We start from the raw sequence: 24,723 nt of genomic DNA on the forward strand, positions 1-24,723 counted from the left end.
GACGGCTGTCCCCTATATGGGGCGCCCTGCGGGAGCCGCGCAGGAGCGGTGCGGGGCTGTGCGGGGGCTGCGGGAGGGGCTGCGGGAAGGGCCACTGTCCGCGGTGTCCGGGGAGCCTTCCGGGGGCGATTCGTCGACACGGCGGTCGCACCGTCCGCCCGCTCCCGTGCGCCCGGCGCATGCCGCGGATGCGGGCGCCGGGCCCGTGCCTCCTGGCCCTGATGACGGACGGCTGGTCGTGCACCATCATTGATGCCTAGTCGTGATCGCCCGGGCGGCCCCTGGTGCATCGTCAGTTGACGTCGCACGGTACGGTGGCACAACACCAAGGACGGTTGCGCGAAGGCCGTCCCTCACGGATAGTCTTCGCCTCACGGCCCTGGCGCCTCGTAGGGGTGGGAAAACTGATGGAACACATGCAAGTGCGGACTCGGCCCCGTGTGCCGGCGATCCAGTGCGGTGTCGGCGCGACCGGCCGCCGGATCGACCGACACCTGGCCGTGCTCGGCGCGCCCGCGCTCTCGGCGGTCGACACCGCCGAGGCGCTCGGGCTGATAAGGGAGCTGACGCCGCGCGGCGCTGGCGCCCCGGCGGCGGCTCGCCGTCGCCACACCCGCGTCTCGCTGCTGGCGCCGCTGCGTCGGCTGCGGCGGAGCCTCTTCGGCGGGCGCGGCTAACGGCCGGTCCCGGGGCGCGGCCCCGGGCCCAGCGGCCGGTCCCTGAACGACCCGTCGGACCACCCGGTCCGTCGGGTCGTCGGCATGTCCGGAGGCCGGGCCATCGCTTTGGTCTGAACCTCTCACCCTATGCGAGCCCGACGCCCCGGCGCGGGCAGTCGGCGAGGCAGTACGCACGACCCGCTGACCTGGGTCAGGATGGCGCCATGGCGGACAACAACCACTCCACGTCGGCCGGGTCAACCGGCGCCTTCCAGAGCACCACCCTGGAGATCACCACCGGCAACCGCGAGGTCGCGCTAGACATCACCGACCGCTGCGTCGCGTTCCTCAACGAGCGGGCCCCCGGGCGGGACGGACTGCTCAACGTCTTCGTCCCGCACGCCACCGCCGGGATCGCCGTCCTGGAGACCGGCTCGGGCAGCGACGACGACTTCCTCGCCGTCCTGCGCGACCTGCTCCCGGCCGACGACCGCTGGCGCCACCGGCACGGCAGCCCCGGCCACGGACGGGACCACGTGGTGCCCGGCCTGGTCGCCCCGCACGCCACCCTGCCGGTGCTCGGCGGTCAACTGGCGCTCGGCGTCTGGCAGTCGGTGGTGCTGATCGATACCAATGGGGACAACCCGCGCCGCACCGTCCGGTTGTCCTTCCTCGGCTGAGCCGCGCCCCTGGCGGGCCCGGGGCGGACGCTCCGCGCTAGTGATCCCCGGCGACGTGGCCGGCCACGGCGGCGAGGTAGCGCTCGATCGCCAGGTGCTGGCAGAGCAGCGCGACCGGCCGGCCCAGCCGGGCGTACCAGGCGGACAGTCGGGAGAACGCGGCGACCTCGAACCACACCTCGCCTTCGGCGTCCATCGACACCAGGAACGACTCCTCGCCGCACTCCGGATGCCCGGGCAGCGTCCCGTAAGCGAAGCCGATCCGGTCCGGCTCCGCCACCGTCCACACCACCCGGCAGGGGATCACCAGCCGGGGCCACCGGCTGCCGGGCAGGCTCAGCCGCAGCATTACGGTGGCCCCGTCCCGGGCGGGGCCGCCCGGGTACACCGCGAACCCGGTCCCCAGCTGACTGCCCCACCCGAGCACGTACCGCCCGGCCCGCTCCAGCACCTCCGGCCCCCGCCCGAGGTGCACTCGCCGCCGCAGGTGCGCGTACCCGTCCGGCAGCCGGCCGCGGCGGGTGGCCCCGACCTCGGGGTAGGTGGGCTCGGCGGCCCGGGCGGCTCGGAGCCGGTGTTGAAGATCGCCAACCATGGTGGCCACGGTAGTCGGGGGTGGGGGGGAGCGCTTCGGGTGGGGGCGGCCGTGCGCCGACCGCGAGGGGCTCGCCGCGCTCTCCATGCGCAGTGTCGCGGCCAGGCTCGGCGTCGCCGCGATGTCGCCCTACCGGTACGTGCCCAGCAAGGACGACCTGGTGCTGCTGATGGCGGACGCGGCGTTCGGGGAGGAGGCCTACCCGGCCGAGCCCGCGGGGGACTGGCGGGCACGGCTGGAACTCGGCGCGCACACGCTCTGGCGGATCCACCGCCGCCATCCGTGGCTCGCCCAGGTCGGCGCGCTCACCCGGCCGCTGATGCTGCCGGCGCTGATGGACCACGCCGAGTGGGCGCTCGCCGCTTTGGACGGTCTCGGCCTCGACGCGGCCACCATGCTCGACCTGCACGTCCTGTTCTACTGCTACGTCCAGGGGGTCGCCGTTCACCTGGAGCGGGAGGCCCAGGCCGAGGCCGGCACCGGCCTGACCGAGGAGCAGTGGATGGACCACCAGGGCCCGGCGCTGGCGGCGCTGGTCGCGGGGGAGCGGCACCCGGTGTTCGCGCGGACGACACGGCGCCTCGGGGACGGCTACGACCTCGACCTGGACTCGCTGTTCGCCTTCGGGCTGAAGCCGTTGCTCGACGGCGTCGACGCCATGGTCGAGGCGGCCGGCCCGGTGCAGTGAGCGGGCCCGTGCGGTCAGCCCGGTTGGGGGCTTCTTGCGGCCGGGCGGGGCCGGGGAGTAGGAAGGCGGCATGAGCGATACCGCGACGAACGACGTCTTTGTGAGCGAGGACGCTGCGGTCTGCGACCTGGCGCCCGCCGCCTCGGCCGAGGCGGCGCTGCGCGAGGACCCGGCGGCGACCGGGCCGCGCGCCGACTGCGTGCTGTGCGGCGAGCCGACCGTGCTGCCCGCCGATCAGCCGGGCAGCACGCTGTGCCCGACCTGCGCCTGGCAGCAGGCCCAGCGGATCGCCTGTTCGGGCTGAGAGGCCTGAGGGGCCTGAGGGGCCTGAGAGGCCTAAGAGACCCGACAGGCGGAGAACCGGCGGCGGCCGCCGCCGCTACGCGTCCTCCCGTCCCGCCAGGGCGAGGGTGGAGCCGCGCCGCCCCTTGCGGACCAGCAGCTGCGCGGGGATGCGGCTGCGCAGATCGGCGACGTGGCTGACGATGCCGACCGCGCGGTCCCGCTCACGCAGGCCGTCGAGGACGTCCATCACCTCCTCCAGGGACTGCTCGTCCAGGGTGCCGAAGCCCTCGTCGATGAACAGGGTGTCCAGCGGCATCCCGCCCGCCTCGTCGGTGACCACGTCGGCCAGGCCGAGGGCGAGGGACAGCGAGGCGAAGAAGCTCTCGCCGCCGGAGAGGGTCGCGGTGTCCCGCTCGGTGCCCGTCCAGGCGTCGACCACCCGCAGAGCCAGGCCGGAGCGCTTGTTGCCGCTGCCCCGGTCGTCGCTGTGCACCAAGGTGTAGCGGCCGCCGGACATCCGGACCAGCCGGTCACTGGCCGCGGCCGCGACCTGTTCCAGGCGGGCCGCCAGGACGTACGACTCCAGGCGCATCCGCAGCCGGTTCTCGGTGGAGGTCCCGGCGGCCAGCGCGGCGAGCCGGTTGATCCGCCCGTACCGCTCCAGCGCGGGGGCCAGCTCGGCGGCGAGGTCGCCCAGCTGCCGCCCGATCGAGGCCAGCGCCGCGCAGCGTTCCCGGGACGCCGACCAAGCCGCGTGCGCCCGGCCGAGCCGGTCGGTGGCGGCCGAGAGCGCGGCCGCGGCGGCGGGCAGGTCGACCGGCGGACGGGCCGCGGCCTCGGCCAGTTCGGGCAGCGCCAGCTCGTGCCGGACGGCGGCCGACTCCGCGTGGTGCCGCTCCAGCCGGGCCTCCAGCCGTTCCCGCTCCTCGCGCGGCAGCAGCACCGCGAGCGCGGCCCCGGCGTCCGGGAAGCCCGCCGCGGCAGCGGCCTTGCCGAGTTCCTCCTCCGCTCCGTCCAACCGGGCCCGCGCCTCCGTGGCCGTCCGGGCGGCCTCGGCAGCCGCGGCGACGGCCTCGGCGAGCTCGGTCAGCGACGCGGCCCGGTCGGCCACCGAGGCGGCCTCGCCCCGGGCGGCCGCCACCCTGGCGGTCAGCTCCCGCTGCTCGTCGTCCAGCTTCGCCAGCCAGTCGGTGAGCACGGCGGCGCGCTCCCTGGCCTCGTTGAGCTCCTCCAGCCGGCGGGCACGGTCCTGGGACAGCCGGGCGATCTCCTGCCCGACCCGGCCGAGCGCCTCGGCCTCGTGCAGCGCGGTGCGGTGCTCGCGTTCCAACTCGGCGAGCGATCGCGCGAGCACGTCCGTGCTCTCCGGTCCGGCCGCGCCGGCGGCGGTGGCCTCGCGCACCCGCAGGGCGGTCAGCGCCTGGTCGGCCTCGCCCCAGAGCCGCTCGGCGGCGGCCTGGGCCCGGCTGGCCCGCTCCTCGTCCTCGGCGCTCACCCGGCCGCCCTCGGCGGCTTCGGCGGGCGCCGGGTGCTCCGGCGAGCCGCAGACCCGGCAGGCCTCGTGCGGGCGCAGCTGCTCGGCCAACTCGGCGGCCATGCCCGCGAGGCGGCGGTCCCGCAGGTCCAGGCTGAACTCGCGGGCGTCCAGTGCGGCCGTGCGCAGCCCGGCGACCTTGGGCTCGGCAGCCGCGATCTCCGCCAGCAGGCCGTCCCGCTCCCGGGCGGCGCCCAGGCGCGTGGTCAACTCGGTCCGCTGGCCGTCCAGTTGCTCGACCCTGGCGCTCGCCGCCTGGGCCCGCGTCTGCTGCTCCTCCAACCGGCCCAGCTCGCCGTCGAATTCGGCCAGCCAGTCCTCGGCCTCCTCGGCCAGTTCCTCTGCGCCGCGCCGGTCCCGCGTCAAGGTGTGCTGCTCGCGGGCGAGTTCGGTACAGCGCCGTTCCTCCGCCCGGGCCGCCTCCAGCCGGACCACCTCGGCGCGCAGCCGCAGCTCGGCCTCGGCCAGCTGGAAAGCGTCGGCCCCGGCCGGCAGGTGCCCTCCGTCGTCCGCCCGGGCGAGCGCCTCCCGGTGCCGCTGCTCCGCCTCGCGCGCCCGGCCGAGCGCCTCGGCCGCGCTCTCCCGCAGCCGCAGCGCGGACTCCACGCCGACCGCCTCCTGGGCGGCCGCGAGCCGCTGGCGGTCCCGGGCGGCGGCCTGCTCGAACCCGGCCAGCCGCTTGGCCTCGGCCAGCGCCTCCCGCTGCCGGCGCTGCCGCCCGGCCAGCTCCTCGGCGGCCTCGCGCTCGTGCTGGGCCGTCCGCTGCGCCGCCTCGGCGCCCGCGAGCGCCGCCTCGGCGACGGCGAGCTGCTCGGCCGCGCCGCTGCGCAGGATCGCCGCCCAGCCGAGCACCCCGGCGGGCAGGTCCGCGTCGCCGTCCTCGGCCGGCACCCACTCCCCGGCGGGCTCGGCCGCGGGCCCGGCCGCCTGCTCGGCCTTGCTGGCGAGGTCGCGCAACCGGCGCCGGCCGGACTGGACGGCGCTCTCCTGGGCGCGGCGCTGCTCGGCGAGCCAGGCCTCGACCAGTCCGTAGCGCTCGGTGTCGAACAGGCGGCGCAGCAGCTTGCCGCGCTCCTCCGAGTCGCCCTTGAGGAAGCGGGCGAAGTCGCCCTGGGGCAGCAGCACCACCTGGCAGAACTGCTCCCGGCTCATGCCGATCAGCCGGTGGATCTCCTCCCCGGCCTCCTGGTGCGATTTGCTGACCGGCCGCCAGCCGGGCGTGCCGTCGCCCGCGTCGGCGGCCCACTCACGCAGCAGGGTCTGCGGGCGCTCGACGGTGGTGCCGGTGCCGACCTTCTTCGGCCGGCGCTGCTCCGGCAGCCGGGTGATCTGCAGCCGCCGCCCGCCCAGCGTCAGCTCCAGCTCCACCTGGGTCAGCCGCCCGGGGTCGGCGTGGTCGCTGCGCAGCCGGTTGGCCCGGCGGGCGTTCGGCGTCTCGCCGTACAGGGCGAAGCAGACGGCGTCCAGCACGCTGCTCTTGCCCGCGCCGGTCGCGCCGCGCAGCAGGAACAGTCCGCCGGCGGCGAGCGCGTCGAAGTCCACCGTCTCGCTGCCCGCGAACGGGCCGAAGGCGGTGACGGTGAGCTTGTGCAGCCTCATCGGGGCAGGTCCGCCTTCCGGTCGGCACCCTCGCGGACGCGTTCGAAGCCCTCGCGCAGCCAGCCGAGCTCGTCCGGCTCCGGCTCGGCACCGGGGCGGACGTGTCGCAGGAAGCCCTCGGCGATCTCCAGGTCGTCCCGGCCGCTGACCCGGGATGCGTACGACGGGGACGGCTCGGCCCCGCCGTCCTCGGGGTCGAACAGCAGCTGGAGGGTGTGCGGGAAGCGGCGGCGCAGCTTCTCCATCGGCTCGCTCGGGCGGGCCGCGTCGGTGAGCGTGACCTGCACCCAGGACTGCTCGTGCTCGGCGTACTCCTCCTCGGTGAGCAGCGCCTCCAGCGTGCCGCGCAGGGTGGCGAGCGGACGCGGCTGCGGGCAGTCGATGCGCTCGGCCGTCACCGAGCCGTCGGCCGCGAGGTCGACCAGCCACATGGTCTTGCGCTGGCGCACCTCGGAGAAGGAGTAGGCGAGCGGGGAGCCGCTGTAGCGCAGGTGCGGGGCTAGGGTCTGGCAGCCGTGCAGGTGGCCGAGGGCGGCGTAGTGCACCCCGTCGAACACCGAGGCGGGCACGGCGGCGACCCCGCCGACCGCGATGTCCCGCTCGCTGTCGCTCGGCGCGCCCCCGGTGACGAAGGCGTGCGCCAGCACCACCGCCCTCGTCCCCCCGGGGCGCGTCGCCAGGTCGGCCCGGACCTGGTCCATCGCCGCGCCGAGCACCGCCGCGTGCCCGCCCTTGGCCAGGCCGAACCGCTCGCGCACCAGCGTCGGTTCCAGGTACGGCAGCCCGTACACCGCCACCGGTCCGTGCTCGTCCGCCAGCAGCACGGGCTCGGCGCACTCGCCCGGGTCCGTCCGCAGGTGGATCCCGGCCCGCCCGATCAGTCCGGCGCCGACCCCGAGGCGGCGGGCCGAGTCGTGGTTGCCGCTGATGAAGACCGTCGGCACGCCGAGGTCGGCCAGCCGGTGCAGCACGTCGTCGAAGAGTGTGACCGCGTCCAGGCCCGGCAGTGCCCGGTCGTACACGTCCCCGGCGACCAGCACGGCGTCCACGCCCTCGGACCGGACCACCGCCACCAGGTGGTCCAGGAAGGCGCGCTGGGCGTCGTGCAGGCTCTCCCGGTGGAACGAACGCCCGAGATGCCAGTCGGAGGTATGCAGCAGTCGCATGGTCCCCGACCCTAACGCCCGCTACCGACAATCCCGGCGGGCTCAGTGGTCACGGGGCTTCCGGGGGCGGGGCCTCGGGGCGCCGGGTGGTCGGGCTCGTCCTCGAGTTCCGCGGACGGGCCGTCGGCCAGGGGGGCACATTGTGTTCCGCTGGCGGCGGGCGCAGGCGCGGTTTGGGCAGATGGGGGCCAATTTTGGATCTCCGGAGCGGTTCCGCCTGCCGGTGTTCGATTACTTGGAGTGGATTGTCAGTGGCTCTGTGTATGGTCCGTGGCGTCGGCGGCTCCGGGAGTCGGGGCGGTCGGTGCTGGTCCGTGCCGGTCGAGTGAACGGGAGGAAACCCATGGCTGTGCGGGAGTCGGTGTACGAGGTGCTGGGCGTCGTGGTGGTGCGGCGCCGGTCGCTGCGGGAGGTGCGGGAGGTGCGGGAGGTGCGGGAGTTCCGGGCGCCGAGGGCGCCCCGGGGTCCGCGGGCCTTGCTGTTCGGCGGGCGGAGGCCCGGGGGCGGAGCCGGTGGGTTGCCGATCGGCGGGCCCGGTGGGGCGGCGCCGCCCGGAGACGGCCGGCCGTCGGGCGGACGGGCGATCGGGGCCGTCGGATCAGGTGGAGCCGGTGCGCGTCGGCGGCGCGGCGGCCGGGCCCGGGGCGCGCCGCCGCAGCCGGTGGCGGTGGCGCTGGCCGTGGAGGCGGCCGACTTCGCCGGGCTGGCGAAGTACGGGCTGTTCGGCGCGCTCGGGCACCAGGAGTACCTGCTGCGGGCGGAGGAGCAGTTGACGGGCCTGTACGAGCAGGGGCTGGAGGTGCACCTGCGCGTACTGGAGGCGGGTGACTTCGAGGACTACTGCTCGGCGCTCGGGCTCGACCCCCGGGCCCCGGCCGCCCGGGTCGCGTACGCGGGGGATCCGGAGCTGGCCGGGGAGCCCTTCGTCTACGCGGGCGAGCCGCTGGCGGACCTCCTCCCGGTGCTACTGGACGACCACCGGGCGCGGGTGCGGATGTCCGTCGCCTGCGTGGCGCTGCTGGGCGCGGTGGGCGACGACCAGGTGGGGCAGCGGCGGATGGCGGCGGTGATGCGGTACGTGACCTCGGTCTACCTGGCGCTGGCCGAGGGCGCGGGGGAGGGCTGCCACCTGCTGACGCTGCGCTGCCACGGCCCGGAGGACGGCGAGGAGCTCACCTCGGCCGTGGACGTCTGCGTGGAGGAGGGGCGTCTGAGCCCCGCCGGGCGGGACGCGGAGGCGTTCTGCGTCACGCTCGCGGCCGGGGTGGCCTCCGGCGGCGAGGGGGCGCTGCTGCTGCACGGCGATCCGTCCACGCCTCCCGCGGACGGGGCGCCTGGCGGGCCGCCGGGCGGGGCGAGGCCCGGGCCGCGGGTGCGGGGCTGGGCGCTGGCCGGTGGGCGGCTGCGGCCGATGACCGCCCACGAGGTGTTCGACGAGCTGGCCGACGACGCGGCGCGCGGGCTGCCCTTCCCGCCCGGTGTGGTCCCGCAGCCGGGGTTCCCGCTGCCGGGCTTCCCGGAAGCCGGGAGCGGGGGTGGGCCGCTGGGGTGAGCAGGGCGTTCGTGGCCTCCGCATCCACCATGCGGCGCTGGGGACTGTTCATCGACCGCCTGTTCGGGGAAGATCGGAGAAGATCAACAGCAGGAGCGCGCGGTACCCCACGCCGCCGCTCCGGCCGCTCCGCTGTGAACCGTGCTCCGCAGGTCCGGCGAGCCCGACAGCGAGAGGGGGGACGCGCGGCATGGGCCGGATCGAGTTCACGGCGGAGATCGCCGAGCTGCTCGGGAAGGTGCGCCGGCGTCCCACGGCGGGCTGGCCGTGGCGGCCGGGCGAGCAGGTGCCGGACGGGCTGCCGATGAAGCAGTCCTGGGGGTGGCTGTTCGCCCCGGACGGGCGGGTACTGACCTTGGTGAACCCCAGGGACGGGATCTGCTCGCTGCCCGGCGGTTCGCTGGAGCCGGAGGACGACGGGGACCCAGCGGCCGCGCTGGCGAGGGAGGCGGGCGAGGAGGCCCAGGCCGTGATCGGCCGGCCCTACTACCTCGGCTACCTCTACGACCGGGTCGGTTCGGCGAACGGCGGGCACGAGTGCGCGCGGGTCCGGATGGCGGCGGCGCTGCGGGCGGTCGGGCCGAGCGAGGCGGACCCGGCCTCGGGCCGGCACTACCGGCGGCTGCTGGTCGCCCCGGGGCTCGCGGTCGAGCTGCTGGGCTGGGGTGCGCCCGGGCTGCGCCAGGCCCGGGCGGCGGTCGCCACGGCCGTCCACTGGCTCGGCGTGCCCGCCGCCGCGAACGAGACGATCGAGGAGCTGCCGCTCGAGGGCTGCGCGGTCTTCCCCGGCCCCGTGTACCCGGGCGGCGGACGCTCCCCGAAGCGCTGAGCCGCGCCCTCGGCACACCGTTTCGGCTCCCGGCGCAGCTGCCGCTTCGCACCGCGGAGCTGACGCACCGGCGGCCACACGCTGACCGGCGGCTGACCGCGAGCTGACTTCTCGAAAGTTTTTCGTCTACACGCGATGACCGACGCGCGTCGACATACACCCACACCCACCTGCGTGAACTCACGCTCCGTCTGGGCAAGTTCACTTTTCCGCTATCAGACTGACCGTCAATGTCCTTGGCATGAGCGCTTCCGCGTTCGGCTACCGCCTGGTATCCCTTCTGTGACCCGCGTCATACCAGGAGGTGCAATGCTCCGCCCTGCTCGTGCCCTGTCCGTCGCCGCGATAGCGGCCGGTCTCACCATGACGACGCTCTTCACGGCGTCAGCCGCCCATGCGGCCGGCGTCAACTACGTCGCCCTCGGGGACTCTTATTCGGCCGGCGTCGGCGCCGGCGGCTACCTGGGCGACAGCGGTAGCTGCAAGCGCAGCACCAACGCCTACGCATATCTGTGGAAGAACGCGCACAAGCCGTCCTCCTTCGCCTTCGTGGCCTGTTCGGGTGCGAGAACCGGCGACGTGCTCAACAGTCAGATCTCCGCGCTGAACAGTTCCACCACGCTGGTCAGCCTGTCGGTCGGCGGCAACGACGCGGGCTTCGCCGACACCATGAAGACCTGCGTGCTGGGCTCCGACAGCGACTGCCTCAACGCCGTCAACACGGCGAATAGCTACGCGGTCAACACCCTGCCGGGCCAGCTGGACCGGGTGTACTCGGCGATCAAGTCCAAGGCGCCGAAGGCCCACGTCGTGGTGATGGGCTACCCGCACCTGTACAAGGTTGGCGGCGACTGCCTCTTCGGCATCGGAGACACCAAGCGCGCCGCCATCAACGGCGCCGCCGACGCGCTGGACGGCGTGATCGCCAAGCGGGTCGCCAACGCGGGCTTCGCTTTCGGCGACGTGCGCAGCGCCTTCGCCGACCACGAGATCTGCGGCTCGCTGAGCACCTGGCTGCACAGCACCACCCTTCCGATCGACGAGAGCTACCACCCGAACTCCGCCGGCCAGGCCAGCGGCTACCTCCCGGTCTTCAGTCGCTCCTGAGCGCGTCGGTCATGACGTCCGCCCGGTCGCCCGCGCGGCGGCGCTGACCGGTGCCGGTGCTGCCCTCCTCTTCCGGGCTGCGGGAGGGGGTGGCGGCGTCGTCGTGCCGGGGGAGTTCACCTCCTCGCCAGCTGACGGTTCGTCAATCTCCTTGGCAAGAACGCTTCCTTGTTCGATTACCGCTTGGTATCCCTTTCTGTGACCCGCGTCATACCTGGAGGTGCGATGTTCCGCCCCGCTCGTGCTCTCTCCGTCGCCGCGATAGCGGCCGTCCTCACCATGACGACGCTCTTCACGGCGTCGTCCGCCAGCGCGGCCGGCGCCAACTACGTGGCGCTCGGGGACTCCTACTCGGCCGGCGTCGGCGCCGGCAGCTACCTGAGCGACAGCGGTAGCTGCAAGCGCAGCACCAACGCCTACGCCTACCTGTGGTCGAACGCGAACTCCCCGTCCTCCTTCTCCTTCGTCGCCTGTTCGGGCGCCAGAACCGGTGACATCCTCAACAGCCAGATCTCCGCGCTGAGCTCCAACACCACGCTCGTCAGCCTCACGGTCGGCGGCAACGACGCCGGGTTCTCCAGCACCATGCAGACCTGCGTGCTCGGTTCCGACAGCGACTGCCTCACCGCCGTCAACACGGCCGAGAACTACGCGGTCAACACCCTGCCGGGGCAGCTGGACCAGGTGTACTCCGCGATCAAGTCGAAGTCGCCGAACGCCCACGTCGTGGTGATGGGCTACCCGCACCTCTACCAGATCGGCGGCTACTGCCTCTTCGGCATCGGCGACACCAAGCGCGCCGCCATCAACGAGGCCGCCGACACGCTGGACAACGTCATCTCCAAGGAGGTCGCCAACGCCGGCTTCACCTTCGCTGACGTTCGCGACATCTTCGCCGGCCACGAGATCTGCGGCGGACTGGACACCTGGCTGCACAGCACCACCCTGCCGATCGACGAGAGCTACCACCCGAACTCGTCCGGCCAGGCCAACGGTTACCTCCCGGTCTTCAGCCAGTCCTGAGGCCCTCGATTCCACCGTCCCGTCGGACCCCTGACGTGACACCGGTGCCGCCGGCCCCTCCCTCGCCGTGGGAGGGGCCGGCGGCACCGCCGGGTCAGGGCCCGGCCGGCCCCGGCCGCACCGGCGGAAAGGGGATCCCGGCGAGCGCAGGCAGCAGCTCCGCCTCCTCGTGGTCGAGATGCGCCTCCAACTCGGCTGAAATCCGGTCCAGTTCGGTACGGAGCCGCTCCGGCTCGGTGATCTCGACCCCGGCGAGCAGTGCCACCAGCTCCTCCCTGATCCGGCTGATCGCCCGGTGCTGCTCGCCGAGCCGCTCCAAGGTGCCTGCGAGCTCGGGGTGGCTACGCGCGAGGGCCGGGAAGATCGCGGAGTCCTCGCCGGTGTGGTGGTGCGTCAATCCCTCGCAGAACGCGAGGCAGTGCTGGCGCAGTTGGAGCCCGAGCCCGGTCGGGCGGCCGGGAACGTGGGCCTGCGCCTCGGCCCGGACGTGGCGCAGCTGGGCCCGCAGCCAGGTGTGGGCCTCCAGCAGCTTGTCGGCCAGGCTGCGCACCTCGCGCGGTTGCCCTGGTGGTGCCTCGGGCCGCTCCAAGGCGATCACCGGCAACTCCCGTTCGGTGTGCGCCTGGTAGTCGCCGTACCCGGGCGCCTTGCGGAGGACGGCGTCGAACAGCCGCTTCCGGCGAGCGCCTTCGGCGGGTACGGCGATCGCGTCGAAGGTGTCGGTGCCGAGCTCGACCCGGACCACCGGATGGGCCAGCAGGTTGCGGTACCACTGCGGGTGTTCCGGCGCCCCGGCCGCCGAGGCGACGACCAGCAGCAGCCCCTCGGCCCGGACGAACCCCAGCGGCACGGTGTGCGGCCGACCGGAGCGCACCCCGGTGGTGGTCAGCAACAGCAGGTCGCCGCCTTCGAACGGACCGCCGACCCGGCCGCCGTTCGCGCGGAACTCCTCGATGACATTCAGATTGAAGGACATGGGCATACGTGTGTGGTGAAGTCTCCTGAGAATTCGGGGGATTCGCGGCCACACGCGGTACACGCGACAATGGGCGGACACCGCGGTGACCGCCTTCGTCAGATCAGGGCAGCGGAGAAAGTACTCATCGCGCATCGTCCCCTTGCACATCAGGTGCTGGCTCGGCTGCCGGCCGGCCCACTGCTCTGTGGCCGACGCCGCGCTGCACGCCCCCATTAGAGCCACGCCGCGGACGCCCTGTCAACGAGCAAGATCACCGGAGAGGGGGACGGACACCACCGTGGAGCGTGTCGTCGACCTGGACCAGGCGGCCGAGAGGCTACGACCGGCGGCGGCTGACAGATCGGCGCGAACAGCTGACAGAGGACAGCCGGCAGAGGACAGCTGACAGATTTCATCATCTGAAATCTGTCAGCTGTCGCCGGGCAGGCCGTCAGTGCAGGTAGTCCACCAACCCGGCCGGCTTGAGCCCTGCGGCCTCCGCGGCGGCGAGGGCGCGGGGCAGGTCGGTGGCGAGGGTGTCGGTCCAGTGCATCAGGATCACGTCACCGGGCTGGAGCGGGCCCGGGTGCCAGATGTTGGAGGCGCCCCAGCTGAAGTCCGCGTCGGCGGTCAGCACCGTGCGGATGCCGCAGTTGGCGGCGGCCTGCAGAGTGTCGGCGTTCCAGGTGAAGAACGGCGGGCGGAACACCACGGGTGCGGTGCCGAACAGGCGGGTCATCGCGTCGCGCGCGTCGCAGATCTCGACCTGCTGCTGCTCCGGCGGGAGCTTGCTGAGGTCGGAGTGCGAGACGCTGTGGTCCTGGATGGAGGAGCCGGGCACGGCGGTGACCCGCTTGAAGAAGTCCGGGTCGGTGCCGGCCGGCATGGGCAGCGGGAAGGCGGTGATCGGCAGGTGGTGGTCGGCGATGAAACGCTCCGCCTCGGGGGTGCGCTGCCAGCCGTCGTCCACGGTGAAGAAGACGACCTTGTCGGTGGTCGGGATGGAGCCGGCCGCGACCGCCGGGGCGGGCGCCGGGCCGTCCACCCGTACGTCGTCCACCGAGAAGGGGCCCTGCTGGTACCAGCCGTGCACGTACAGCCGGATGCTGCGGGCGTCCGGGCCGGTGGTGAAGCGGGTGGTCAGCTGCTGCCAGCCGCCGGACGTGGTCTCGGTCCAGGCGGGGGCGACGTCGTGGCCGGTGCCGGTGGCACCCAGGTGGACGAAGTTGCCGCGCACCCAGGCCGAGGCGGTGTACGTGGTGTCGGGCTGGACGGCGACGGTCTGCGCGCACTCCCCGGCGGAGTCGCCGTTCGCCGGGGTGACGGTGAGCGCCGAGGCGCCGGAGTGTGCGGCGGTGGTGGTGACGGCCGCCTCGGCCGGGCCGCCGGTGCAGCTCCAGCCGGGGATGCTGCCCCAGTCGGCGAGGTTGGGGGAGGGCAGCTCGAAGCCGGGGTTGGTGGCCAGGTTGACGGTCGGGGCGCCGGAACCGCCCGTACTGCCCGTACTGCCCGGACCGCCCGGACCGCCCGGGTCGGCGGAGGCCGCCGGGACGGCGAGGGCGGTGAGCAGCGCGACGGAGGCGGCCAGCGCGGACAGGCGCGTGGGCATCGACACGTGAGGACTCCAGCAGGTGGGGGCACGCCCGTTGGGGAGGGCGTGAACGGGAATCTGGACCGTGGAACCAGGGCGCTCCCGGAGGGGCGGGAGCGGGTGGTGCTGGTGCGCCGCACTCGGACCGAAGAGCAACAATGGACTGGACCAATCCACCCGTCAAGGGAACGGCAGGTGAACCGATCGCCTAACGATCCACTCGTAAAAGGGACAAGACGGTATGTCAGAACTACGACAGCGCAGTCGCGTTCAAGGAGGCTCAGGAGAGGTAGAGCTCCTCGATGTCCGTCGAGTAGTACTCCGCGATCGCCGTCCGCCGCAGCTTGAGCGAGGGCGTCAGCAGTCCCTCCTCCAGGCTGAACTCCCTTGGCAGCAGCCGGAAGGCGCGGATCGACTCGGCCCGCGACACCGCCGTGTTCGCCGCCGCCACCGCGCGCTGGATCTCGACGTGCAACTGTTCGTCCGTGAGCACCGCCCAGGCGTCCAGCTGCTCCCGCCCGTGCGTCTTCAGCCAGTGCGCCAGCGCGGCCGGGTCGAGCGTGATCAGCGCCGCCACGTACGGGCGGTCGTCGCCCACCACCAGGCACTGGGAGACCAGCGGATGCGCCTCGACCCGCTCCTCGAGTGCCGCCGGGGCGAGGTTCTTTCCGCTGCTGGTGACGATCAGGTCCTTCTTGCGGCCGGTGATGGTGAGGTAGCCGTCCTCGTCCAGCCGGCCCAGGTCGCCCGTCCCGAACCAGCCCTCGACGAGTGATTCCGCCGTGCACTGCGGGTGGTTGAGGTAGCCGCCGAAGACCGAGCCGCCGCGCACCCACACCTCGCCGTCGTCGGCGATCGCCACCGACGCGCCCGGCACCGGCTGCCCGACGGTGCCGAGCTTCTGCCGTCCGGCCGGGTTGGCCGTGATCGCGGCGGTGGTCTCGGTGAGGCCGTAGCCCTCGTACAGCTGGAGTCCGGCACCGGTGAAGAACAGGCCCAACTCCCGCCGCAGCGTGGAGCCCCCGCACATCACCGTGCGCACCCGGCCGCCGAGCACGGCGCGCAGCCTGGGGTAGACGGTCCGCTCGTAGGCGAGGTGGCGCAGCCGCAGCGCCGCACCGGGTCCGGGGCCGCGGCCGAAGGACTTCTGTTCCCGCGCGGCCGCCCATTCGACGGCCACCTGCCGGGCCTGCTCGAAGAGTTCGCCGCGCCCGGCCTCCTCGGCGGCGCGTCTGGCCCGCTGGAAGATCTTCTCGAAGACGTACGGGACGGCGTGCAGGAAGCTCGGCCGGAAGCTCTCCAGGGCGGGCAGCAGCGCGTCGGTGGAGACCTCCGGGATGTGGCCGATCCGGAAGCCGCCGCGGACGGCCGCGATCTGCACGGCCCGCCCGTAGACGTGCGCCAGCGGCAGGAACAGCAGGGTGGCGGGCTGGCCGCCGCCGGTGTCGCGGAGCACCTCGCCCCAGCCGGCGAGCAGCGAGTCGCCCTCGGCGGCCAGGTTGGCGTGGGTGATCAGGCAGCCCTTGGGGCGTCCGGTGGTGCCCGAGGTGTAGACCACGGTGGCTATGTTGGCGGCCGTGACGCCGAGCCGCTGGCGGTGCACCAGTGCGTCGGGGACGTCCCGGCCGTCCTCGGTGATCGCGGCGACGCAGTCACGGTCCAGTTGCCAGATCCCGGTCAGGTCGGGCAGGGCGTCGCAGACCGCGCCGACGGTCATCGCGGCATCCTCGTCCTCGACCAGGCAGGCCACCGCCTGGGTCTCGGCGAGGATCCAGCGCACCTGCTCGGGCGCGGCGGTGGGATAGACCGGGACGGTGATCGCGCCGATCGACCAGAGCGCGTAGTCGAACAGGGTCCATTCGTAGCGGGTGCGGGACATCAGCGCGACCCGGTCGCCGTAGCGCACGCCGTGGGTCAGCAGGCCCTTGGCGAGCGCGAGGACCTCGTCCCGGAACTCCCGCGCTGTGACGTCCTGCCAGCGCCCGTCGCCGGTCCGCCGGGACAGCTGGACCAGGTCGGGGGTGCGTTCGGCGGCGTCGTACAGGGAGTCGGCGAGTCCTCCGGTGGCCTCGGGCCCGGCCGGGGCAGGGGTGGTGAACTCGCGCACAGTCCTCCCCAGTTCGCGTCTCGCGGCGCTGTCATCCGGTCCCGGCGCACGGGCACCGGGGTGGCGGCGCCCGGTCGTGCGGGTGGAGCGAAACTATCGGATCGGTCTGTCACTGCCCAGGGTTGTGGTGGTGGCGCGACGAGATCGGCACCGGTCCGTGGGAATGGTGTCGCAGCTGCGGAGGAATCGGGGAGGGGCTCCGGGAGCGCCGCGACGGGGTGGTCGACGGTGCGCCGGTGTACGGGCCGGAGTGCGATCGGCTTCTGACGTGTTCGGGGCAAGGTGAAGAAGTGGAATGGTTCGACCCTCGAACGTGTGGTCAGGGCGTAGTAGAGTCTCGCAGACCTGTGGCCGGGAGCCTCCCGCAGCTTCCTCCCCAGGCCTCCCCAAGTCCCGCCGAACCCGCCGTCCCCAGCAGTCCGGAAACCCTCCGTACCGCTCCCCGTCCGCGCCTGGCACTTCCCGACCGAGGACTCCATGCGTTTGCGCAGCAGCTCGATCCGCGCGAAGATCATCGCGCTGCTCCTGGTGCCCATCGTCGCGCTCATCGCCCTGTGGGTGTACGCGACGCTCGCCGCCACCGGGGACGCCTGGAACCAGCTGGCGATCAGCCGTACGTACAAGGACTACGGAACGGCGGTGGACCAGTACGCGGGCGACCTGCAGAACGAGCGCCGCGCCGCCGTCCAGCACCTGGCCGACCCGAACTCACCGGTCGCCCGGGACGCCTTCGAGCACGCCACCGCCGCCACCGACCGCAGCCTCGCGGTGCTGCGGCAGAAGAAGGACGCCGCCGGCGATCGACTCTCCACCGCCCAGCGGGCCCGCCTGGTGCAGATCATCGCCGCCGCCGACCAGATCGGCCCGCTCCGGGCCCAGGTCGGCCGCCTGGCGCTGAACTGGGAGTTCGCGCTCGGGCAGTACAGCGACCTGGTCCGGCCGGTGTTCGGCTTCCGGTCCGCCTACGTCGCCCGGCAGAGCGGCCAACTCCCGCGGCAGGGGACCATCCTGATCGAGCTGGTGCGCGCCCGCGAGTACCTCTCGCAGGAGGACGCGGCGATGGAGGGCCTGCGCACCGGCGCCACCAAGCCCACCCCCGAGCAGTACCAGACCGCGCTGGACGCCCTGCACAACCAGCAGGCGCTGTTCACTGTCTACATCGCCGAACTCGAACCCGCCGACCAGGCCGACTACATCGCCCTGCGCGGCGGCGAGGCCTGGGCTGCGCTGGCCCGCGCCGAGGCGGACTTCGTGGGCGCCGGCGGCCCCGAACGGGTGGTCCAGGCGCTCAACGTCGACAACTGGCGGGAGACCGCCGACCGCTCGCTCGGCGACCTCACCTCCATCAACTCCCGGATCGCCACCGGACTGGACGATCGCGGCCGCTCCGCCGCGATCGCGGCCCTGTGGCGCGGCGGCATCGCCGGTGCCATCGGCCTGGTCGCCGTCGTGCTGTCGGTGCTGATCTCGTTCCGGATCGGCCGCGGCCTGGCCCGCGAGCTGATCAACCTGCGCAACGCGGCCAACGAACTCGCCACCACCCGGCTGCCCGCCGTCATGGTGCGGCTGCGCCGCGGCGAAGCGGTGGACGTGGCCGCCGAGGCGCCCGAGCTGCACTTCGGACAGGCCGAGATCGGACAGGTCGGGCAGGCCATCAACGCCGTCCAGCGGGCCGCCGTCGAGGCCGCCGTCGAACAGGCCGAACTGCGCCGCGGCGTCGCGGCCGTCTTCGTCAACCTGGCCCGGCGCAGCCAGGTGCTGCTGCACCGCCAGCTCACCCTGCTCGACACCATGGAGCGCCGCACCGAGGACCCGGCGGAGCTGGAGGACCTCTTCAAGGTCGACCACCTCACCACCCGCATGCGCCGCCACGCCGAGGGCCTGATCATCCTGGCCGGCGGCTCGCCCGGACGCGCCTGGCGCAAGCCCGTCCGGATGGTGGACGTGGTCCGGGCGGCGGTCGGCGAGGTCGAGGACTACGCCCGGGTGACCGTCCGGCCGTTCCCCGGCACCGGCCTGCTCGGCAGCGCCGTCGCCGACGTGACCCACCTGATCGCCGAACTCGTCGAGAACGCCGCGGTGTTCTCCCCGCCGAACACCCAAGTCACCGTCCAGGGCGAGGTGGTGGCGCACGGCTTCGCGCTGGAGATCGACGACCGGGGGCTCGGACTGGGCGAGCAACTGCTCGCCGAGATCAACGAACGCCTGGCCGTGGAGCAGGAGTTCGACCTCGCCGACACCGACCGGCTGGGACTGTTCGTGGTCAGTCGGCTCGCCCGGCGGCACGGCATCCGGGTCCACGTGCGGCCCTCCCCGTACGGCGGGACGACGGCCGTGGTGCTGATCCCGCGCGAGCTGCTGGCGGAAGCGCCGGACGGGCTGCCGGAGCCGCCCGCCGCCGGGGCGGGTGCGCGCCGCCCGGCGGGACGGCCGGGCGGGCGCACGGCCGGGCGGCGCGACCTGGTCGCGGTGCCGGACCCGGCCTCGGGCACTCCTACGGGCACTCCTACGGGCGCGTCTTCGGCCTCGTCCTCCGGCTCGGCGGCCGCGGCGGGTACGAGCGGGCGGCACCGGGTGACCGGCGGGCCGCGGCCGTCCGTGCCCGAGCCGGGGCGTACGGCCAACGGGCTGCCGCGCCGGGCGGCGCGGACCAAGGGCGGGCCGGTCCTGGTGCCCGCGCCGGGACCGGAGGCCGAGGGCGCGTCGGGAACGGGGCGGCACCGGCGGGAGGCGGCGGAGGCCGCAGCGCTCCAGGGGCAGGCGGATGCCGTGCCGGTGGACCGCGCTCCCGTGGACGCCGTTCCCGTGGACGCGGTTCCTGCGGACAACGTCCCGGTGGAAGCGGCGCCCCGGACACCGGGCGGTCTGCCCCGACGCGTCCGGCAGGCGAACCTCGCACCCCAGCTCAAGGAACAGGCGAAGGAACGACTCCGCGGTGACGCCGGGTCCGAAGACCGCACAGGTGGGTCGACGGCGGAGGCCGCCGAGGCACGGGACGCCCGGGAACGCTCGCCGGAGGAGGCCCGGGCCACCTTCGCGTCGTTCCAGCGCGGCTTCACCCGCGGACGCGGGACCACCGCCACCGCCACCGCCCAGGACCGTACCGCTCCGGACCGTGCCACCCGGGACAGCTCGGCCGCGGCGGACCGTCCGGCCGCGCAGGGCTCCCGCCCCGCGGCCGTCCCGGCCTGGCAGCCGCCGGACCCGCCCCGGCGGGCGATCAGCCCGGCACCCGCCCCGGCGGCGCTGCCCGGGCCCGCCCCCGAGGACGCCGCCCGGGCGCCGCTCGCCCGCCGGATGTCGCCGGGCCAGCCGATGCGGCGGAACCCTGCGGGCGCCTCGCCCGTACCTCAAGTGACACCCTCAGCACCCGTAGCACCCGCAGAACCCGCAGTGCCCGCACCACCCGCTCCAGCGGAAGGAACTGATTCATGACCACTTCGACGCAGCCGTCCGGGGACCTCAACTGGCTCCTGGACGACCTGGTGGGCCGCGTCGCGGCCCTGCGGCACGCGGTGATCCTCTCCAGCGACGGGCTGGCCACCGGCGCCTCGCGCGACCTCGACCGGGAGGACGCCGAGCACCTCGCCGCCGTCGCGGCCGGGTTCCACAGCCTGGCCAAGGGTGCCGGCGGGCACTTCAAGGTCGGCGGCGTCCGGCAGACCATGGTGGAGCTGGACGAGGCGTTCCTGTTCATCACGGCCGCCGGCGACGGCAGCTGCCTGGCCGTGCTGAGCGAGGCCGAGGCGGACATCGGCCAGATCGCCTACGAGATGGCCCTGCTGGTCAAGCGGGTCGGCGAGCACATGGCCGCCGAGCCGCGCACCGAAACCGCCGCGCCGAGGGGCTGAGCGGTCCGATGGCGGATCCGAAGGCGGACGGGCCGGGCGGCCCGGCGACACCGGAGGGCTCGGCGACACCGGGGGCCTCGGCGGCACCGGGGGGTCCGGCGGTGCCCGACGGCCCCCAGGTGCCGGCGGGCCCGGCCGGGACCGCCGGCGCGGAGCAGGTGCCGGGGCAGGAGACCCCGGACGGACCCGAGGTCGACCTGTTCAGGCCGCGCACCCCGGCCGACGACCGGTGGTTCGACGACGAGGCCGGCCCGGTGGTGCGGCTCTACTCGATGACCCGGGGCCGCACCCGGCCGGTCGAGGAGGGTCTGTTCGACCTGATCTCGCTGGTCACCGCCAAGGACCCGGGGCCGGACGCGGGGGCCGTGCCCGCGCACGTCCTCGACCCGGAGCACCAGACCCTGCTGGCCTGGTGCCGTCACGAGCCGCTGTCCGTCGCCGAACTCGGCTCCTACACCGACCTGCCGGTCAGCGTGGTGCGCGTCCTGCTCGGCGACCTCTACGACGCCGACCTGATCAGCGTCACCCGACCCGTTCCGCTCGCCGAGCTGCCGGACGAGCGCCTGCTGCGAGACGTGATCAATGGACTCCGTGCGCTCTGACCACACCCCGCCGAGCACGCCCGTGAGCACGCCCGTGAGCACGCCCGAGAACGCTCCTGGGACCGCTCCGGGGAGTGCTGCGCCAAAGCCGGTCGAGAGCGCCAACGACCCGCGCTGGCGCGGCGGTCCGGCCGTCGCGGTGAAGATCCTGGTGGCGGGCGGGTTCGGCGCGGGCAAGACCACCCTGGTCGGCTCGGTCAGCGAGATCCGGCCGCTGCGCACCGAGGAGGAGCTCAGCGAGCTGGGCCGTCCGGTGGACGACACCTCGGGCGTGGAGGCCAAACGCACCACCACGGTGGCGATGGACTTCGGCCGGATCGACCTGCGGCCCGGCCTCGCGCTCTACCTGTTCGGGACGCCCGGGCAGGACCGGTTCTGGTTCGTCTGGGACGAGTTGGCGCGCGGCGCGCTCGGCGCCGTGGTGCTCGCCGACACCCGGCGACTGGCCGACTGCTTCCCCTCGGTGGACTTCTTCGAGCAGCGCGGCATCCCGTTCCTGGTCGCGGTCAACTGCTTCGAGGGCACCGAGCGGTTCGCCCCGGAGGAGGTCCGGGACGCGCTGGACCTCGACCCCGGGATCCCGGTGGTGCTGTGCGACGCACGGCTGCGGGAGGACGGGAAGGAGCTGCTGGTGACGCTGGTCGAGCACGCCGCCGCGCTCCGCCGACGAGCCTGAGGGCACCTGAGGCCGGGCCTGAGGCCGGGCCTGAGGTGCCGTGGGATCGCCGCTGGTCAGGGGCCCTTCGTATACCCGGCGTCTCATCGAGCGGTCCACATGTCGGACGCTCGGCCTCCGGAAGGTTGCCTAGACGGGCTCGGGCGTGGAAGGCTCTGTGGACGAAAGCCGTCCCGGCCGTGCCGTCGAGAGGGCCGTCAGAACGATGCAGGACGAAGGGGGGGGCAGCAGGGATGACCGTCGACCGGCGACGCATCACCGCCGTGCCCGGCCCCGTCATGCCGGTGCTCACCGTCCGCCGCCACATCGACCACGCGCTGATCTGCAGCGCCTGTTGTCGCTGACCGGCTTCGCCCCGACCCGGTACGTCCCCGGCGCCTCCGGCCCACACCCGGCCGCCGTCCGACGCACCACCGAACCCGTCGACCAGGCCGCAGCGGATCGCCCGTCAGGTGCACCCGCGGCCGGCCCAACCGGCCCCGCCCCGCGGAGAAACCACCAGTGAACATCGTCTGCCCCAGCAGTCCTACCGGTCCCACCGGTCCCGGCGCGGACCGCCGACGGGGTCGCCACGACCTCGAGCCGTTCTGGCCGTCCCGGCAGCCGCACCTGTTCGATCAGACGTGTCCGGTCTCGCCCAGCGCGTCCCGGCCCTCCGCCCGCTGAACCCGGCCCCACCCCGGTCCAGCCCCGGCAGTGCGCCCGGTCGACGCGCAGACGACTCCACCCCGTCCGTCACGCGCGAAATGAGCGGCACACCATGTCTTCCTCCTCCACGGCCACCCTGCCCCTGCCCACCGCGACCCCGCACCTGCGCGCGGTCCGGTCCGTTCCCTCCGTCTCCGCCGTTCCCTCCACCATCCCGTCCGTCTCCATCCCATCCGTCCCCATCCCGTCCGGCTCCCCGGTCGTCGGGCCGAACCGTCCGGGAGCGGTACCGGCCGTCGGGCCGCAGCCCGGTGCGGTCGTACCGCCGGCGCCCGCCTCGCTGCTCGCCGCACTGCCGGAGGGGGCGGCCGTCGTCGCCGCCCTGCCGCAGGGCGTGCTGCCGCAGGGACTGCTCGCGCAGTACGGTGCGCAGGCGGGCGGGGCCGCGGGCCCCCCGATGGTCGGCTACCTGGTGCTGGTGCCGGCCGAGAACCCGACGCCGGCGCCGGTCGGCCTGCCCGGGGCCGGTGCACCGGGCGCCGTCCGGCCGGTCCGGCCGGCCGGACGCGGCATCACCGTCGACGCCGAGCGGCGCAACGCCTACGTCGACGGTCGGCTCCTCGACCTCACGTACCTGGAGTTCGAGCTGCTGGCCCACCTCACCGAGCATCCGCAGCGGGTGCACACCCGAGACCACCTGGTCTCGGCGGTCTGGGGCTACGGTCACGTCGGGGACGGCCGCACGGTCGACGTGCACGTCGCCCGGCTGCGCCGCAAGCTCGGACCGGCGTACCGGGACTCGATCGTGACGGTGCGCCGGGTCGGGTACAAGTACACGCCAGTCCACTGATCGACGCCAAAGCATGTGTTGGTGCAGCGGGTTGTCCGTTCATTCCGTGAACGGGCGGCCCGCTGTGGCGCGTTGGGTGGTCCGGCAGGTTTGGCGGGTCCAGCGGCTCGATGGGCTCCGTTGATCAGGCCCGCTGGTCCGGCGGCAGCAGGAGGACGGCGCGGGCGTCCGCGCAGGTCCGGGCGTGGCCGAGGAACCAGTCCAACCGGTCGTCGGTGAGGTGCGTCGGAGTCGAGCGGGCCGCGAGCGCGAACCGGGCCTGGCCCGCCGCATCCAGGACGGGGACCGCGACCGTCCGTACCCCGGCGGTCGACTCGCCGTCGTTGAGCGCGTGACCGGCGGCCCGGACCTTCACCAACCCCTCCTCCAGGAGCGCCGGTTCGGTGATCGTACGGGCGGTGAAGGACGGCGATCGACATCGACTTCTGACGATCGAGCAGTTGCAGGAGTTCGAGGCGCTGGGCGTCGACACCCTCATCCTCTCCGGCAACCCGTTGCTGGAGGAGGCGCACCGAGTTGCAGAAACGGTTCTGCCCGCGTTGGGCATCCGCCGCCAAGGGCGAGCCGCAGGCGAGTGGACGGCGAACAGATGACAGCAGACGGATGACGACGAACAGATGACGGCGAACAGATAACGGATGACAGCTGACAGATTTCGAAATCTGTCAGCTGTCATCCGTCATGCGCCGGCGCGCACCCTCAGGCGCTCAGCCGGTCGATCTCCGCCAGCTCCTCCTCCGTCAGCGGCCCGCCGGCCAGCGCATCGAGGTTCTGGTCCAGCTGGGCCACGCTGCTCGCCCCGATGATCACCGAGACGACCCGGGGGTCTCGCAGCACCCAGCACAGCGCGAGCTGGCCCAGGCTCTGCCCGCGCCCCTCGGCGACCCTGTTCAGTGCCCGCAGCTGCTCCAGCTTCGGCCCGGTCAGCACCTCCTCGGTGAGGAACTTCCCGACCGACATCCGCGACCCGGCCGGCACCTGCCCGGACAGGTAGCGATCCGTCAACAGGCCCTGGGCGAGCGGCGAGTAGGCGATCAGGCTGGTCTGGGTGTCGCCCACCGCGTCCAGCACGCCGGCCTCCTCCACGTGCCGGTTGAGGATCGAGTACGCCGACTGGTTCATCAGCGCCGGCGTCCCCAGCTCGCGCAGGATCGCCATCGCCTCCCGGTGCTGCTCCGCCGGGTAGTTGGAGATCGCCGCGTACAGCGCCCTGCCGGAGCGCACCGCGCTGTCCAGCGCCCCCATCGTCTCCTCGATCGGGGTGTCCGGGTCGTAGCGGTGCGAGTAGAAGACGTCGACGTAGTCCAGCCCCATCCGGCCCAGCGACTGGTCCAGGCTGGCCAGCAGGTACTTGCGGCTGCTGCCGTTGCCGTACGGGCCGGGCCACATGTCCCAGCCGGCCTTGGTCGCGATGAACAGCTCGTCGCGGTACGGCCGGAAGTCCTGCGCGAACAGGTAGCCGAAGTTGCGCTCCGCGCTGCCGTACGGCGGGCCGTAGTTGTTCGCCAGGTCGAAGTGGGTGACGCCCCGGTCGAAGGCCCGGCGCAGCACCGCCCGCTGCACGTCGAGCGGTTGGGCGTCACCGAAGTTGTGCCAGAGTCCCAGCGAGACGGCGGGCAACTGCACGCCACTGCGGCCGGCCTTCCGGTAGGTCATCGAGGCATAGCGGTCATCCGCGGCGAGGTAGCTCATGGCGGACATCTTGCCAGCCGGTCCGGCTCGA

General features: G+C 73.7%; 22 protein-coding genes. 14 read left to right on the forward strand and 8 right to left on the reverse strand.

Translation table 11 applies throughout. From position 1 onward, the window contains the following. Positions 1-407: 407 nt before the first annotated feature. Both ACIG5E_RS01570 and ACIG5E_RS01575 read left to right on the forward strand, forming a co-directional pair. Positions 408-677: a hypothetical protein gene (locus ACIG5E_RS01570; protein WP_396530768.1), complete on the forward strand. Its 270-nt coding sequence runs from the start codon at positions 408-410 to the stop codon at positions 675-677. Between the two features lie 206 nt (positions 678-883). Beyond that, entirely contained in the window at positions 884-1,339 is a 456-nt protein-coding gene (locus ACIG5E_RS01575) for a YjbQ family protein (RefSeq protein WP_396530769.1), read from the forward strand. A 37-nt stretch (positions 1,340-1,376) separates the two neighbouring features. Here the strand turns inward: ACIG5E_RS01575 and ACIG5E_RS01580 are convergent, their stop codons facing one another. Continuing rightward, positions 1,377-1,934, reverse strand: a complete 558-nt coding sequence (locus ACIG5E_RS01580; protein WP_396530770.1) for a DUF1990 family protein — start codon at positions 1,932-1,934, stop codon at positions 1,377-1,379. Here ACIG5E_RS01580 and ACIG5E_RS01585 point away from each other — a divergent pair. Then, entirely contained in the window at positions 1,933-2,622 is a 690-nt protein-coding gene (locus ACIG5E_RS01585) for a TetR/AcrR family transcriptional regulator C-terminal domain-containing protein (protein ID WP_396530771.1), read from the forward strand. The two genes, ACIG5E_RS01580 and ACIG5E_RS01585, sit on opposite strands and share 2 nt — an antisense overlap. Before the next feature lie 70 nt (positions 2,623-2,692). Beyond that, positions 2,693-2,926 (forward strand): hypothetical protein, encoded by a 234-nt coding sequence (locus ACIG5E_RS01590; RefSeq protein ID WP_396530772.1) that lies wholly within the window; start codon positions 2,693-2,695, stop codon positions 2,924-2,926. Between the two features lie 75 nt (positions 2,927-3,001). Here the strand turns inward: ACIG5E_RS01590 and ACIG5E_RS01595 are convergent, their stop codons facing one another. Further along, positions 3,002-6,040: an AAA family ATPase gene (locus ACIG5E_RS01595; protein WP_396530773.1), complete on the reverse strand. Its 3,039-nt coding sequence runs from the start codon at positions 6,038-6,040 to the stop codon at positions 3,002-3,004. Next, entirely contained in the window at positions 6,037-7,206 is a 1,170-nt protein-coding gene (locus tag ACIG5E_RS01600; protein WP_396530774.1) for an exonuclease SbcCD subunit D, read from the reverse strand. The genes ACIG5E_RS01595 and ACIG5E_RS01600 overlap by 4 nt, the downstream gene beginning before the upstream one ends. A gap of 343 nt (positions 7,207-7,549) precedes the next feature. On the opposite strand from ACIG5E_RS01600, the gene ACIG5E_RS01605 reads away from it, so the two are divergent. The 4 genes from ACIG5E_RS01605 (at position 7,550) to ACIG5E_RS01620 (ending at position 11,717) form a co-directional block, all read left to right on the forward strand. Next, positions 7,550-8,758 (forward strand): hypothetical protein, encoded by a 1,209-nt coding sequence (locus ACIG5E_RS01605; RefSeq protein ID WP_396530776.1) that lies wholly within the window; start codon positions 7,550-7,552, stop codon positions 8,756-8,758. 190 nt (positions 8,759-8,948) lie between these two features. Continuing rightward, on the forward strand, positions 8,949-9,587 hold the full coding sequence (locus ACIG5E_RS01610) for a hypothetical protein (RefSeq protein ID WP_396530777.1): 639 nt from the start codon (positions 8,949-8,951) through the stop codon (positions 9,585-9,587). Positions 9,588-9,896: 309 nt separating this feature from the next. After that, entirely contained in the window at positions 9,897-10,694 is a 798-nt protein-coding gene (locus ACIG5E_RS01615) for an SGNH/GDSL hydrolase family protein (protein WP_396530778.1), read from the forward strand. A 225-nt stretch (positions 10,695-10,919) separates the two neighbouring features. Continuing rightward, on the forward strand, positions 10,920-11,717 hold the full coding sequence (locus ACIG5E_RS01620; RefSeq protein WP_396530780.1) for an SGNH/GDSL hydrolase family protein: 798 nt from the start codon (positions 10,920-10,922) through the stop codon (positions 11,715-11,717). A gap of 94 nt (positions 11,718-11,811) precedes the next feature. Here the strand turns inward: ACIG5E_RS01620 and ACIG5E_RS01625 are convergent, their stop codons facing one another. From ACIG5E_RS01625 to ACIG5E_RS01635, 3 genes are all read right to left on the reverse strand, one after another. Next, positions 11,812-12,699: a nitroreductase/quinone reductase family protein gene (locus ACIG5E_RS01625; RefSeq protein WP_396530781.1), complete on the reverse strand. Its 888-nt coding sequence runs from the start codon at positions 12,697-12,699 to the stop codon at positions 11,812-11,814. A gap of 427 nt (positions 12,700-13,126) precedes the next feature. Continuing rightward, positions 13,127-14,284, reverse strand: a complete 1,158-nt coding sequence (locus tag ACIG5E_RS01630; RefSeq protein ID WP_396531011.1) for a polysaccharide deacetylase family protein — start codon at positions 14,282-14,284, stop codon at positions 13,127-13,129. A gap of 262 nt (positions 14,285-14,546) precedes the next feature. Continuing rightward, the gene (locus ACIG5E_RS01635) at positions 14,547-16,373 is read right to left on the reverse strand and encodes an AMP-dependent synthetase/ligase (RefSeq protein WP_396530782.1); all 1,827 of its coding nucleotides are present in this window, start codon (positions 16,371-16,373) and stop codon (positions 14,547-14,549) included. A 477-nt stretch (positions 16,374-16,850) separates the two neighbouring features. Here ACIG5E_RS01635 and ACIG5E_RS01640 point away from each other — a divergent pair, with 477 nt between their 5' ends. From ACIG5E_RS01640 to ACIG5E_RS01660, 5 genes are all read left to right on the forward strand, one after another. Beyond that, positions 16,851-19,808 carry a nitrate- and nitrite sensing domain-containing protein gene (locus ACIG5E_RS01640; protein ID WP_396530784.1) on the forward strand — a complete coding sequence of 986 codons (2,958 nt, stop codon included), beginning with the start codon at positions 16,851-16,853 and terminating at the stop codon, positions 19,806-19,808. After that, the gene (locus tag ACIG5E_RS01645) at positions 19,805-20,224 is read left to right on the forward strand and encodes a roadblock/LC7 domain-containing protein (protein ID WP_030283024.1); all 420 of its coding nucleotides are present in this window, start codon (positions 19,805-19,807) and stop codon (positions 20,222-20,224) included. The genes ACIG5E_RS01640 and ACIG5E_RS01645 overlap by 4 nt, the downstream gene beginning before the upstream one ends. A gap of 101 nt (positions 20,225-20,325) precedes the next feature. Further along, on the forward strand, positions 20,326-20,826 hold the full coding sequence (locus ACIG5E_RS01650) for a DUF742 domain-containing protein (RefSeq protein WP_396530785.1): 501 nt from the start codon (positions 20,326-20,328) through the stop codon (positions 20,824-20,826). Between the two features lie 139 nt (positions 20,827-20,965). Then, positions 20,966-21,502 carry a GTP-binding protein gene (locus tag ACIG5E_RS01655; protein WP_396531012.1) on the forward strand — a complete coding sequence of 179 codons (537 nt, stop codon included), beginning with the start codon at positions 20,966-20,968 and terminating at the stop codon, positions 21,500-21,502. A 760-nt stretch (positions 21,503-22,262) separates the two neighbouring features. Then, the gene (locus ACIG5E_RS01660) at positions 22,263-23,000 is read left to right on the forward strand and encodes a winged helix-turn-helix domain-containing protein (RefSeq protein ID WP_396530786.1); all 738 of its coding nucleotides are present in this window, start codon (positions 22,263-22,265) and stop codon (positions 22,998-23,000) included. 124 nt (positions 23,001-23,124) lie between these two features. Here ACIG5E_RS01660 and ACIG5E_RS01665 read toward each other — a convergent pair whose 3' ends face one another. Continuing rightward, the gene (locus tag ACIG5E_RS01665; RefSeq protein WP_396530788.1) at positions 23,125-23,355 is read right to left on the reverse strand and encodes an IclR family transcriptional regulator C-terminal domain-containing protein; all 231 of its coding nucleotides are present in this window, start codon (positions 23,353-23,355) and stop codon (positions 23,125-23,127) included. 28 nt (positions 23,356-23,383) lie between these two features. Here ACIG5E_RS01665 and ACIG5E_RS01670 point away from each other — a divergent pair, with 28 nt between their 5' ends. Next, a complete protein-coding gene (locus ACIG5E_RS01670; protein WP_396531028.1) occupies positions 23,384-23,593 on the forward strand; it encodes a hypothetical protein in 210 nt (69 codons plus the stop codon). A 106-nt stretch (positions 23,594-23,699) separates the two neighbouring features. On the opposite strand, the gene ACIG5E_RS01675 is transcribed toward ACIG5E_RS01670, so the two are convergent. Further along, the gene (locus ACIG5E_RS01675; RefSeq protein WP_396530789.1) at positions 23,700-24,692 is read right to left on the reverse strand and encodes an aldo/keto reductase; all 993 of its coding nucleotides are present in this window, start codon (positions 24,690-24,692) and stop codon (positions 23,700-23,702) included. Between the last annotated feature and the right edge of the window lie 31 nt (positions 24,693-24,723).

The sequence above is a fragment of the Kitasatospora sp. NPDC053057 genome (assembly GCF_044546945.1).
In the GTDB taxonomy this organism is placed as follows: Bacteria; Actinomycetota; Actinomycetes; order Streptomycetales; family Streptomycetaceae; genus Kitasatospora.